Source organism: Cronobacter turicensis (assembly GCF_041222865.1).
Lineage (GTDB): Bacteria > Pseudomonadota > Gammaproteobacteria > Enterobacterales > Enterobacteriaceae > Cronobacter > Cronobacter turicensis.
The window spans coordinates 2,181,511-2,194,700 of record NZ_CP165997.1; the positions used below are offsets into that span (position 1 = coordinate 2,181,511).

General features: G+C 61.1%; 8 protein-coding genes. 5 read left to right on the plus strand and 3 right to left on the minus strand.

Going from position 1 to position 13,190, the window contains the following annotated elements:
* Positions 1 to 296: 296 nt before the first annotated feature.
* The 3 genes from AB8W27_RS10470 to AB8W27_RS10480 are packed head-to-tail and all read left to right on the plus strand — an operon-like array spanning position 297 to position 6,901.
* Complete coding sequence (locus AB8W27_RS10470) at positions 297 to 1,715, plus strand: SrfA family protein (RefSeq protein ID WP_015741206.1); 1,419 nt, start codon at positions 297 to 299, stop codon at positions 1,713 to 1,715.
* A 3-nt stretch (positions 1,716 to 1,718) separates the two neighbouring features.
* Positions 1,719 to 4,706, plus strand: a complete 2,988-nt coding sequence (locus AB8W27_RS10475; protein ID WP_015741205.1) for a virulence factor SrfB — start codon at positions 1,719 to 1,721, stop codon at positions 4,704 to 4,706.
* Complete coding sequence (locus AB8W27_RS10480; RefSeq protein WP_041923523.1) at positions 4,703 to 6,901, plus strand: virulence factor SrfC family protein; 2,199 nt, start codon at positions 4,703 to 4,705, stop codon at positions 6,899 to 6,901. Before AB8W27_RS10475 ends, AB8W27_RS10480 begins: the two co-directional genes overlap by 4 nt.
* Here the strand turns inward: AB8W27_RS10480 and AB8W27_RS10485 are convergent.
* A complete protein-coding gene (locus AB8W27_RS10485) occupies positions 6,898 to 8,142 on the minus strand; it encodes a putative acyl-CoA thioester hydrolase (protein WP_041923522.1) in 1,245 nt (414 codons plus the stop codon). The genes AB8W27_RS10480 and AB8W27_RS10485 overlap by 4 nt on opposite strands.
* A 255-nt stretch (positions 8,143 to 8,397) precedes the next feature.
* Between AB8W27_RS10485 and AB8W27_RS10490 the strand changes: the two genes are divergently transcribed.
* Entirely contained in the window at positions 8,398 to 8,898 is a 501-nt protein-coding gene (locus AB8W27_RS10490) for an anti-virulence regulator CigR family protein (protein WP_041923521.1), read from the plus strand.
* A 44-nt stretch (positions 8,899 to 8,942) separates the two neighbouring features.
* On the opposite strand, the gene AB8W27_RS10495 is transcribed toward AB8W27_RS10490, so the two are convergent.
* Positions 8,943 to 10,007, minus strand: a complete 1,065-nt coding sequence (locus AB8W27_RS10495) for a sugar phosphate isomerase/epimerase (RefSeq protein ID WP_015741201.1) — start codon at positions 10,005 to 10,007, stop codon at positions 8,943 to 8,945.
* A 230-nt stretch (positions 10,008 to 10,237) separates the two neighbouring features.
* Here AB8W27_RS10495 and AB8W27_RS10500 point away from each other — a divergent pair, with 230 nt between their 5' ends.
* Positions 10,238 to 11,776 (plus strand): methyl-accepting chemotaxis protein, encoded by a 1,539-nt coding sequence (locus AB8W27_RS10500; protein ID WP_041923520.1) that lies wholly within the window; start codon positions 10,238 to 10,240, stop codon positions 11,774 to 11,776.
* A gap of 52 nt (positions 11,777 to 11,828) precedes the next feature.
* On the opposite strand, the gene AB8W27_RS10505 is transcribed toward AB8W27_RS10500, so the two are convergent.
* Positions 11,829 to 13,184, minus strand: a complete 1,356-nt coding sequence (locus AB8W27_RS10505; protein ID WP_041923519.1) for an esterase-like activity of phytase family protein — start codon at positions 13,182 to 13,184, stop codon at positions 11,829 to 11,831.
* Positions 13,185 to 13,190 lie beyond the last annotated feature (6 nt).

Below are 13,190 nucleotides of genomic sequence, written 5' to 3' on the forward strand. Positions count from 1 at the left end.
ACTTTTCAGGAGGAAAGCCATCTCATCATAGCCTGCGTTGAGTGGCAAATAACAAAAAACTGTACCTTTATGCCTTTCCGGCATTTTCCGCCTGAATATCAGTCAATTTTAGATAAAAATGATTTACGCTCCGGTTAAGTCGCGTTATCACCGCGAATTTTTGCTTAAGTCAAGAAAATTCCTAAGATTCAATGACCCGAGAATTTACGCTTTTTCGCGTTTCTTTCACCCTTTGCTTGACCCGTCTATCGTTCAAAGTAGAGCCGTGAAAAAGTTTTCCCAGCAGAGAGAATGACGTGGCAAAAATTCTATTGCGCAGTGGCGACCTTGACGACTTCCAGTCGGTAGGCGAAAACGGTCAGGCGGTTTTCGAGTCTGCACTGCAAATCCGTGAAACTCTTCGCCTGCGCAAACAGCCGCTGGTGGAGTCTCTTGCTATCCCTCAGCTTAACGAAGAGGGTGACCGCGTGGACTGGTATTCGCCGGTCAGCGGCAAGGTAATGGGCTGGGCGTCCGCCAGCAGCGAGGAGCGCGAGCGCGCCCTGCGCTTTCTGGAAAGCGCGCTCTCCAGCGCTCGCGCGCTGAGCAAACGCTGCCTGGAGTCGGAAAAAACCGCCCAGCAGCTTTTTGGCGCGCTGCTCGCCAAGGCCGTGCAGTTCCCCGGCGCGAATTTCCTCTATCTGGTGGACGGCAAGCCGGTCATCACCTTCTGGGGCTTCGTGAATTTAAACCAGGGCGCGCGCGATGACGTGCTCGAATGTTTACACGAAGCCGAGCCTGTCGAGCCGGAAATCATCATGACGCCGCAGGAAGAGCCGGAGCCGGAACCCACGCCAGTGATGATGGCCGAGCCGGACGCGCCGCTGCTGGCAACGCCCCCTGTTGCGCCCACGCCTGTCCCGGCGCCTGCGGTGTCCGTCCTGGCCTCCGCGGCCGCGCTGGCGGCTTATACCGCCGACGCCGACGCCGCGCCAGAAGACGCCGAGCCGGTACCGGTGAAAGCCCGGACGCCCGCCCGCCGCTCGCGTGTTCCGCTCTGGACATGGCCGCTCGCCGCGGCCGTCGTCATCGGCGCCGTAGCCGCCCCTGTCACCTGGTATATGTTGCAGGAGAAAGAAGCGGCCGCGCCGACCGTGTCGGTCGCAGAGATCAAAGCGCAGGAAATCGCGCCTGCGCCGGTGAAATCGGTCGATGCGCCGCCCGCGGCTGCTCCCGCTCCTGTGGCGCCCGTCATCGCGCCAGCCACTACCTTGCCGCTCGCTGCAGCCCAGATAACGCCACCTGCGCCGGTGGTGGAAGAGAAGCCTGTCGTTGCGCCAGCACCGGTCGATAAAAACGCGCTGGTGATGGACGCGAATCAGGTCAAAGCCGGGACCACCCGCTTCCTGAACGGCACCTGGCGGCTTAGCATCGGCAGTCCGGACCCGCTTACCGGCAAAGCGACCTCGATGCGTATCGATATGAAAAACAACAAAGGCATGGCGCGCGTGACGCTTGGCGATAACGTCGTCTGTAAAGCCGAGCTGTTCTCTGGCCTTCACCAGACCGGCGAGCTGATGATTAAGACGCGCGGCAAAGCCCGTTGCAGCGACGGTTCCCGCTACCCGATGCCGGAAATCGCCTGTAAAGCTGGCCCCAATGATGTTGCCGAGTGTACCGGTCGCTATGATGAAAAGACCGTTCTGCCCCTGACCATGAAGAAAGTGAGCGCCTGATTTATGCTGGCTAACCTGTGTGATTACAAACAGAGCGTCACCCTGATTGAAAACAGCGGGGTGCAATTTCTTGATTTCGGCCTGACGCCGATTGAAGCGCCCCACGACGGGCGTTTCGTCCGTAAAACCGCCAACGGGCCGCTGCTGCGCCTCGATTACGATATCGCCTCCGGCAAATTCACCCTGCCCGCGCGCCAAGGCGGTCAGCCTGAAGTGGTGAAGCCAGAAAGCAGCGTCTCGCTGAGCCAGTCGCTCGCGATGATGGATGGCATCTGGCTGCCGTTGCCGGTGCTGCGCTTTAACCCGCCGCGCACCTTCGTACAGGGCCCGGATAACTGGGCGCGCGTGCAAATCCGCAGGCTCAGCGAGCCGGACGGCGCAGGCAATACTCACCGCGTGACGCTGGCCTTCGACACCCAGATCCAGACCGATGAAGGCGCGGCCTCTCAGCTCGCGCCGGTCGAGAACGACGTGCGCAACGGAACGCGTTTCGCCCTCGCCTGGCGCGATGATGAAGTCGCCGATTTCCTCGACCAGACCTGGGTCGACGGCTGGCTGCGCGAAGCGTTTACCCAGTTTGCAGGCGCTCAGGAAGGCCGCAGCGAACAGGAGATCCAGCGCGCGCTGAAAGTGTTCGAATATCAGGCCCACTGGCTCAATATGATGTCGCTCCTCGGCAACCAGCTGAGCGTGCCAGAGCTGAAAATCGTGACCGGCACGCTGAGCTCTCAGCCGGTGGCGGTGGATCTGATTCTGGATGTGGGAAACACCCATACCTGCGGGGTGATTATTGAAGATCATGGCGAAGCGAACGACGGCCTGCGCCAGACGATGGAGCTGCAGGTACGTTCGCTGAGCGAGCCGCAGTTTATGAACGCGCTGATGTTCACCAGCCGCCTGGCCTTCGCCGAGGCGCGTTTCGGCAAACAGCATTTTTCGGTGGAGAGCGGGCGCGACGAAGCGTTCGTCTGGCCTTCTATTGTTCGCGTGGGCGACGAAGCGCGCAAACTGGCGATGCAGCGTCTTGGCACCGAGGGCAACAGCGGGATTTCGAGCCCTCGCCGTTACCTGTGGGATGAAACCCCGGCGGCCCAGGAGTGGCGTTTTAACCTGATGACCCCGAAAACCCAGCGCGAGCCGCTGGCGACCGCGGGTCCGCTGATGAACCTGATGAACGACGACGGCGAACCGCTCTGGCAGTTGCCGCCGGAAGAACGCCTGCCGGTCTTTTCGCCGCAATACAGCCGCAGCTCTCTGATGACCCATATGCTGTGCGAGCTGCTCGCCCAGGCGGTCTGCCAGATCAACAGCGTCGCCAGCCGCCTGCGCATGGGCAACGCCAGCTCGCCGCGCCAGTTGCGTCAGCTGATCCTGACGCTGCCGTCGGCGATGCCGAAACAGGAACGCGAGATTTTCCGCCGCCGTATGCAGGAGGCCATCGCGCTGGTCTGGAAAGCGCTGGGCTGGCACCCGCACGACGACGATTTCAGCGCCGAAAAAGGCCAGCGTAAGAGCCGCGTGCCGGTGCCTGAGATCCAGATGGAATGGGATGAAGCGAGCTGTGGTCAGCTGGTATGGCTCTATAACGAAGCAATGGTGCATTTCGCCGGGCAGACCGAGCGCTTTTTCGCAAGCCTCGCCCGCCCCGACCGCGAAACGCCGCCGGGCGCCACGCCGGGCCGTCAGCTGCGCGTCGCCTCGATTGATATCGGCGGCGGCACGACGGATATGGCGATTGCCGAATACCAGCTCGATGACGGCGTCGGCAGCAACGTGAAAATCAGCCCGACCCTGCTGTTCCGCGAAGGGTTTAAAGTGGCGGGCGATGACATTCTGCTGGATGTCATTCAGCGCTGCGTGCTGCCTGCCTTGCAGGAACACCTGCAAAAAGCGGGCGTGGCCGACGCCGCGACGCTGATGTCCACGCTGTTCGGCGATTCCGGCCGCATGGACACGCAGGCTATCCTGCGCCAGCAGACCGCGCTGCAGCTCTTTATGCCGCTGGGTCACGCCATACTCTCGGCGTGGGAAAACAGCGATCCGGCTGACACGCAAAGCGGCCTTTACACCACCTTCGGCGAGCTGCTGAAACAGCCGCCGACCCGCAACGTGCATAACTATCTCCACCAGGCGATTGAGCATGCGCTGCCCGCAGGCAGCCCGGCGTTTAACGTGCTGGACGTGCCGCTGCAGGTGAGCTTCGGCGAGCTTGAAGAGGCGCTGCATAACGGAAAGTTCAGCATTTGCGCGCCCATCCAGGCGCTGTGCGAGGCCATCTCGCACTATTGCTGTGACGTATTGCTGATAACGGGCCGTCCGGGCTGCCTGCCGGGCCTGCAGTCGCTGATTCGTCTGCTTCAGCCGGTGCCGGTCAGCCGTATGGTCTGGCTCGATAACTATGAAGTGCATGAGTGGTATCCTTTCAGTCAGCACCGCCGCGTGGGCAACCCGAAATCCACCGCCGCCGTTGGCGCCATGCTGTGCAGCCTGGCGCTCGACCTGCGCCTGCCGCGCTTTAACTTTAAAGCGGCGGACATTGGCGCGTACTCCACCGTGCGTTATCTCGGCGTACTGGATAACGTGGTCAACACGCTGCGCGACGAGAACGTCTGGTATCGCGAGATCGATCTCGACGCGCCGGGCGCTAAACTCGACGCCCGCCTGCACTTCCCGCTGCGCGGCAATGTGACGCTCGGCTTCCGCCAGCTCGATAACGCCCGCTGGCCCGCCACGCCGCTTTACACGCTCTCGGTCAACGCGCCGGAGCTGGCGAAAGCGATCGCCGGCGACGGCGTGCTCAACGTGCGCCTGGAACTGACCGGCGGCGGCAAACATGAAGCGCCGGAAGGCTTCATGCTCAGCGAGGCCTGGCTTTCCGACGGCACCCGCGTGCCGCCGGAGCAGGTCACGTTTAAACTTAATACTCTGGCTGACCGTCGCAGTTCCGGCAGCCACTACTGGATCGACAGCGGGAGCGTTTATCTGAAATGACAGTTTCTACCCTCATTAACCAGACACTCACTACACCTGTCGCCCTGACCCGTTGGGTCGAAACCACCCGCGCGCATGCGCCGCTGCTGGATGAAGAAGCAGGCCCGCTGCTGGCGCGCCTGAGCGCGCTGCGTGCCGGCGCGCAAACGCTCAATACGCTTGTCAGCGAACCGCGCACGCTCGGCCTTTACGGGCACTCCCAGGCGGGCAAAGCGCACCTGCTGGCGACGCTGGCCAATGGCTCACAGGGCCAGGTGGCCGTCGCGCCTGGCGATAAACATCTCGACTGGCTAACGCATATCAACCCCGGCCACAGCGCGACCGCAATGGCGGTACGCTTTACCCGCACGCCGTCTGCGTTGCCGGAAGAATTTCCGCTGCGCCTGCGGCTTTTCAGCGAGGCGGAGCTGGTACAGATTTTCCTGGCGCATTACCAGACCAGCGGTCAGGCGCGCGCCGTCAGCGAAGAGGAGCTGCGCCAGCGTTTAGCCCAGTTCCAGAGCCTCGGCCAGCCGCAGAGCCACCCGGCCATCAGCGCGCCGGACGTAATGACGCTCGCCGCGCGCTGGCGGGAAGTGACGCCTGCTCGCCAGCGCACGCTGAGCGACGACGCGTGGCATCAGCTTGCTGAACTGCTGCCTGCGCTGAATCTGCCCGAACGCGTGCGGTTGTACGCGCTGCTGTGGGGCGATATCGCTGAACTGACGCAGCAGTTTATGACGCTTGCCGAAGGCCTGCTGCTGCTGGGCCATGCCCGCGAAGTGGCCGCGCCGCTGAGCCTGCTGGTCGATAACTTCTCCCTGCCGGTGGAAGGCTTTCTGCTCCCGGCTGGCTCCGGCGAAGAGGCGCTGCCCGACGAAGTGCTGGTGCGCGCCCTCGAACAGCATCAGTTGCAGGGCATGGTCAGCCTGCCGCTGACGACGTTGACGCTGCTGTGCGCCGAGCTGACGCTGCCGCTCGCCACGCCATCGGTGCCGGAAGGCGTGGATCTGCTGGATATTCCCGGCGCGACGTATCGCCAGAACGACAGCCTGAACGCGAGCAAAATCGCGTTTCTGCTCGACTACTATCGCCAGCACCAGCAGCCGGACGTGCTGATGGTGTGTAACGCCGTGCAGAGCCGCGCCGATATCGCGCCGGTCGCGCGCACGCTGCTGCGCTGGGTGAACGCCACGCAACCCGCCTCCCCGGACGCGCTGCCGGGCCTGGTGTGGGCCATTACGCCGCACGATGCCCGTTTCCTTGATGGCCAGCATCTGGACGAGGGCGTACAGCGTCTGCTCGGCAAGCCGGGCCACACCTGGGGCACGTTGCAGGCGCTCGACGGGCGTAATCTGCAACGCCTGACCGAATGGCTGTCGCAGGCGCTGAGCCAGAGCAGCCGCGAACGCCGTCTGGCGCTGCTGACCGCACAGGCGCAGGCCCAGCCCGCACTGCTTTTCAGCCGTTATCTGGCTCCGCTGACTGCCGATGAAGCGACGCTGCGCGCCACGGCGGAAAACGGTGTGCGCACATTGCAGCGCCAGGCCGCGCGGCACGGGGATCTCCTTCAGGCGCTGCTGCCCGATCCGGCCGCCCTGCAGGCGCTGTGTGAAACCGAAGAGCGCCATGAAGAGACGCCGCAGGGGCTGTTTAGCGCCGAGATTGATCTCTTCGGCGAGTCTGCCTCCGTGCGCCCCGCCGACCCCGCCGCTGGCGCCTCGCTGGCGCGCCGCGCGCATCGCCTGTGGGTGAACCACGTTCGCCAGTGGATGCAGAACGAGGAACACGCCGCGCTGCTCGGTATCGACGCCGCCACGCTGCACTGGCTCGGCGATACGCTGATTATCGCGAGCTATCGGCTCAGTCTGACGGCCCGCCTGGAAACGCTGGCTGCCCATGAAGGGCTTTCCGGCGCGCAGCTGCGTGCCGAGCTGGGTAACTTCGTGAGCTGGCTGGGCTTCGAGCGCATGCCGCAGGCGGAGCGTCCGGCAAGCCGCGTCAACCCGAACGAGCGCCTCTTCGCCTCTGCCGTCGCGCATGATAAGCGCCTGACGCGCCTGGGCGAAAAGCCGGTACATGCCGCCACCCGCTACGTCTACGACTGGCTGGTGGCGCTTTACACCCGCGCGATTGAAAACATCGGCTATGAGCACCCGCTCGATATCAAACCTGCCGACCGTAAAGCGCTGGCGAAAATCATCGGCCCGCGTTAACCCTGACGCCGGCGCTTCTGCGCCGGCGTTTTACCCCGGTTTTCCACCCTTTGCCGGTTGTGGTATTCCACCAGGCGGTTGTAGCGCACGTCGTCACGCAGAGCGCTGCGGCTGGCCGCAAACGGACGCCCGGTGGTGGCCGCCGCGCCCCAGGGGGCTTTCGCGTCAAAACCCGCCTCTGTGAAGGAATCGCGAATAAGCGCCTGCCCGTTGGCGGTATGGCCCGGCCGGTAGCCTGTTTCCCGCGCGCCGTGATCCCATGCGCGCCCCAGCTTCGCGAATAAGGTTTCGCCAAAACCGTTATCGGTGGTAAAGCGGCACTGCTGAACGAGGAACCCGAAGGGAAGATCGTGGGGTGTGGAAGGCGCCAGCACGAACGCTTCGCCCGCGCCACGTGAGGAGACCGTATGAAAGCGCACGTTTTCAAAGCACGCGCTTGCCGAACCAAAAACATAATCGACATCCCCTTCGATATAACACTCTTTCACCCGCACGCGGCTGATGTGCGATGCCTCACCCTGCGGCGCGCCACGGCTGTTAAGCCAGAGCGTATCCTGACGGCTGATAAGCCGCAGGCGCTCAAGTTGCACCCTGTCGCCGTCGGTACGCAGCGCCACGGCCTGATGCGCCTGCCCGTCAACGCTATCCAGCAAGGTGTTGACCACGCTCAGGTTCAGCAACTGAAAGCCGTCTGACTGCGCCCATACGACCGCGGACGCGCCGGTGCCAATCTCAGACGCGCCAGACGCGGCGATACGTTGATAATGCTCCCATGCCGGATCGCCCGGCTGAAACTCGCCGCAGGCATTGACCGCTGCCTGATACTGCTGCGGCGTGAAACGCGCATCCAGCGTCAACTCAAAGCGCACCTGTTCCGGTGATTCGCCGGTGCCGTAAATGGTGATGGGGGGCGCATCCGCTGGCAAATACACGACGCCACGATAGACGCCGGGCGCAACGGCAATCCAGACGCGCGCCCTGCTCTGTGCGCCATCAAAAGCGGCGTTCACCGCCTGCTGCACGGTACGGAACGGTCCGCGCCGCGCATCGACCACCCACGCGCGCCCGGGCGGCGGCGGGGTTATGCCTTCAGGCCTCCAGGGGCCGTCCGGCGAATGTAGCCAGCCGCCCCGCGCGAAGAGATTTTCCGGGGTATAGCGTAACGCTTCAGAATCGCTGAGCACCGGGCGCTGTGCGCTTTCCGGCCCGGTTTCTTCAGGGGTTCCTTGTACAGCCGTCATCCTGTTCTCCTGTCTGCCCTGTTTTGCCTGCTGTGAGGTTCTGGCCCCGGAACGCGCGTTGTTCCTGCGACGCGTTTCGCGCACTGGATAACTGTTTATTTATACAGCCATAATGCCGCCTGCAAGCGACACAGGCAAACCGTCGTTGCGATTTTGCGAGCCGTCTTCAGAAGTCTGTAATCCAGGAAAAAGCGCAATCGATTTTTGTTGCCGTTGTGCTGAAATAGCGTTGCTCCATCTGACTGAGGAAGGGTTATGAAAACGAAACGTCTGAGCGCGCTGGCGCTCCTGCTTGCGGCTTTTACCGTCTGCGCCACACCGGCGCTGGCTAACCCTGGCAACGGGAATGGTAATGGTAACGGCCATGGCAACAGCGGCAATCATGGCAACGGTAATAAGGGTAACAACGGTAAAAACGCCGACAATAAAGACAAAGAAAAAGGCAACGCATCGGGGCGTAAAAACTACGGCAAACCCGACCACGTTGAATCAGATATCAGCTTCAGTCGCGCCCGCAGCCTGGCCGTGAATTATGGCCTCACCGGCTATGAATCGCTGCCGCCGGGCATCGCGAAAAACCTCGCGCGCGGTAAACCACTGCCGCCGGGTATCGCGAAGAAAACGGTGCCGGCCAGCATGCTGAACGAACTGCCCTATTATCCTGGCTATGAATGGAAAATGGTCGGCGATGACCTGGTGCTGATTGCGCTCAGTACGGCACTGGTGACCGCCGTAATCAACAACGTATTTGACTAAACCAGGTTTTACGCACATCAAAGCCGGGCACTGCGCCCGGCTTTTTATTTGCCAGGCGCTAAACCCAGCATCGCGCGCGCCGCCTCGCGATCGTGTCGTCCAGGGGCGTAATCCTCAAAGTTTTGCCCGGAGACTTTAATGATATGTTCGGCGATAAACCTCGCCCCTTCGCGCGCGCCAGTCTCGCCCTCTTTCAGGCAACATTCCCATTCAAGCGTTGCCCAGCCGGAATAGTCGTAGCGCGCGAGCTTGCTGAAAATGGCCTTAAAATCAATTTGCCCGTCGCCGGGTGAACGAAAACGGCCCGGGCGGTCAATCCAGGGCTGATAGCCGCCATAGACGCCGCTATTGGCTGACGGCCTGAACTCCGCGTCTTTGACGTGAAACGCCTTGATGCGCGAATGCCAGTGGTCGATAAACCCCAGATAATCCATGTGCTGAAGCAGCATATGGCTCGGATCGTAGAGGATATGGCAGCGCGGGTGATTGTCCGTCAGTTCCAGAAAACGTCCGAATGTCACGCCGTCGTGCAGATCTTCGCCAGGATGAAGTTCAAAGCAGAGATCCACCCCCGCCTCGTCAAAGCTGTGCAGGACAGGCAGCCAGCGGCTCGCCAGCTCCTCAAACGCCTCTTCCACCAGCAGCGGATTATGCGGCGGCCATGGGTAGAAAAAGGGCCAGGCGAGCGAGCCGGAAAAGGTGGCGTGCGCCGTGAGATTGAGGTTTTGCGAGGCGCGCGCCGCAAGCTTTAGCGTGCTGACCGCCCACTGCTGGCGCGCAACCGGATCGTGGCGTAGCGCGTCTGGCGCGAAACCGGCAAAAGCCTGGTCATACGCCGGGTGTACCGCCACCAGTTGCCCCTGAAAATGCGTCGACAGTTCGCTGATTTGCAACCCGAGATTACCGAGCGTCTCACGCACCTGCGCGCAGTAATCGAGGCTTTCCGCCGCTTTCGCGAGGTCGAAAATATGCGGCAGATGGGTCGGAAGCTGCACCGCTTTATAGCCAAGCCCTGCCGCCCAGGCCGCCAGCGTATCGAGCTGGTTAAACGGTGGACGATCGCTGATAAATTGCGAAAGAAAAAGGGAAGGCCCCTGTAGCGTTTTCATTCTCGCTCCTTATGCGCCTGCGCGCGAATACGCTGATGCCAGCGTAAAGCATAGCCTGGCGAGCCATAAGCTTGCCGCATGGCCCCCGCTACAAATATAACCCCTTGTTTTGGTAGGTAAAAATTTATTTAAGCTAAATTTTTTGCAAGATAAACCGATAACCGTCTGGTGGCACTCCTCTTTTTCGGGATGCCGGGTCGTTGTGTTACAACCTCACGCAAGGGAACAACATGTCAGTAAGGCGTTTTTCATTTCTCGTTTTCAGTCTGTTACTTTTTATCTTTCTCGTCAGCACCGTCTCCAACCTCTGGTCGCTCACCCGCAGCAACCAGTCGCTGGATAACGTGAACAAAGAGATTCGCGTAGTGCTTTCGGTGATTGACCCGATTAACCACAGCCGTACGCTGCGCGTGCGCCTGATGGAGGCGATGATCAACGCTTCTATCGGCGATACCCAGAAAACGCAGGCATCGCTTGAGAGCGCCAACGAAGTGATGCAAAAAGCTGTCGCAGCGTTTAATAACTATAAAGCAGCCCCTGCTGTTGAGGGTGAGGAGGCGCTGGCCGCCCCGTACCGTCAGGCATGGCAGGCGTATGTCGATGACGGCCTGCGTCCGCTGATGGATGCGGCAAGCCGCAACGATACCGCGCGTTTTAACCAGCTGGTGAGCACGACGATCCCGCAACTGGATCGCCAGTTTGAAATTACGCTCGATCAACTGCTGGCGTTCCGTGAGAAATATGCCCAGCGTCTGAACCATGAGGCGCAGGAACGCTTCGTGAACAGCATCATCACCATCGCGGTGTTTGCCCTGCTGTTTACGCTGCTGATTGGCGCGATGTTTATTCTGCTGAAGCGCCGCGTGCTGGCACCGCTTGATGCGGCACGTCGTCACTGCCAGCAGATGGCGGAAGGCGAACTGCACACCCCGGTGCTCTCGGGTTCGAAAGATGAGATTGGCGATATGCTCGGCTCGCTTGAGCAGATGCGTCTGTCGCTGGTCGATATCATCGCCCAGGTACGCGACTCCAGCCAGAGCGTTGCCCACGCCGCGGAAGAGATTGCCGCCGGTAACGTCGATCTCTCGGCGCGTACCGAAGAGCAGGCCGCTTCTCTCGGTGAAACCGCCGCCAGCATGGAACAGCTGACGTCCACCGTGAAGCACACCTCGGAGAACACCGCTGAGGCGAATAAACTCGCGGGCAATATGCGCAGCGCCGCGCAGGAAGGCAACGCTATCGTCGAAGAAGTTGTGGTGTCCATGCAGGAGATCGAGTCCAGCTCCAGCAAAATCGACAACATTATCGGCATTATCGAAGATATCGCCTTCCAGACTAATATCCTGGCGCTTAACGCCGCGGTGGAAGCCGCACGTGCAGGTGAACAGGGTCGTGGTTTTGCGGTGGTGGCAAGCGAAGTGCGTAACCTGGCGCAGCGTTCGTCTGTCGCGGCGAAAGAGATCAAAGAGCTTATCGAACAGTCCGGCGAACAGGTGGTGCTGGGCAGCGACCGCGTGGCGCGCGCAGGCGAAAGCATGAAGCGTATTATCGGCTCGATTAAGCAGGTCTCTGAACTGATGTCAGAAATCGCGCTCTCAACCGGCGAGCAGAGCCGTGGGATTGAGCAGATTAACCAGGCCGTCGCGCAGATGGATTCGGTTACCCAGCAGAACGCCGCGCTGGTGGAAGAAGCTTCTGCCGCCGCCCACTCGCTGAAAGAGCAGTCACAGCTGCTCAATCAGGCCGTGGCGGTATTTAAGCTGAACTAAGCTTGATACCGTGACGACAGGGCAGGCTTCGGCCTGCCCTTTTTTATTGCGCTTACAGCGGTTTATCGAGCTTGATCACCCACAGTTCATTCTGCGAGGCGGGTTTTTCCAGCGGCTTAATGCCGATTTTGCTTGCGACCGGCTGACCGTCCAGGGTCAGATGCCCTTTACCGTCGACGTTATAGTCGTCCATCGCTTTTTTATCGCCCTGCGGCTCCAGCAGCGCTGACTGCAAACCAAAATCGTTGTCGTTAATGACCGCGATAGTTTGCGGGTCGACAAGCGCCAGCCCTTCGGCTTTCTCCTGCTGCCAGCCCGCCTCGCGCAAATCCACCGCCAGCTGTTTTGTGGCGAGCTTCACGCCGCGCGCGTTAAGTTTTTGCGCATCGTCAAATTCCGGCGGCTGGGTGTCATCCAGCGTGCTCAGATCGGTGGCGTTGCTGAGATCGACCACATAAATGCGGTTGCGCATGGTTTTGTTTTTATCGCCGCCCTGTTCGATGAGCAGAATGCGGTGGTCGTCCAGCGCCACGATATCGCCGATTTTGGCGTCTTTGGCTTTTTTATAGACGTCAATGTCAATCGGGTAGCCGTACATCGCCGTTTTGCCGGTCGCCGGATCAAAACTCACCAGACGGGTAAAGCGCGCCGTGTTTTTGGTTTTGCCGTCGATATCCAGCGTGCTTTGCACCGCCGCGATAATGCGTCCGTCCGGCATACGGGTCACCCCTTCGAAGCCGCGGTTAGGCTGACGCCATTTAATGATATTCGGCAAACCGCCCGCCACGCCCTCTTCGCCTTTACCCGCCTGCGGGCCATGTTTGGCGAGGATCGCGCCGCTGGCGTCCACATTGATGATAAACGGGCCGTACTCGTCGCACAGCCAGTAGCCGCCTTTGCCGTCAGGCGTGATCCCTTCGGTATCCAGCCCGCGTTTATCGCCGCTGAGCGTTTGCAGCGCGTCGTTGAGCGCCAGTTCATTCGTCGCGCCGATAAGCCCGGCGGGCAGCGGCAGCCCGCTGATGTTGCCCTGATCGTCATGCAGCGGCATCGGGTCGCTCGCCTGCGCTTTATCTTTGCTGACGCGGATGGTCATCATCAGCGGCGTATACTCGGGGCTCGCGAAAATTTTCGACTCCTGCTTGCCCATTTTCGGCGAGTCCGCGTTCGGGCCGCGGTCGGTCACGGTCGCGAAAATCAGGTCATCGCCCTCTTTGCGTAAAAACAGCAGCCCGGAGCCCACGCCCACCGGCAGGCCATCCGGAAACGCGCTGGAATAATTACCGGAATAGACCACATGATCTTCCTGCGGGAACGTCACAACATAGCGTTCGACCTGCGGCGCGGCGGCCAGGGCGCAGAGCGGGAACAGCGCGGCGAGCGCAAGCGTAAGGGGTTTGATTTTCATTATTCT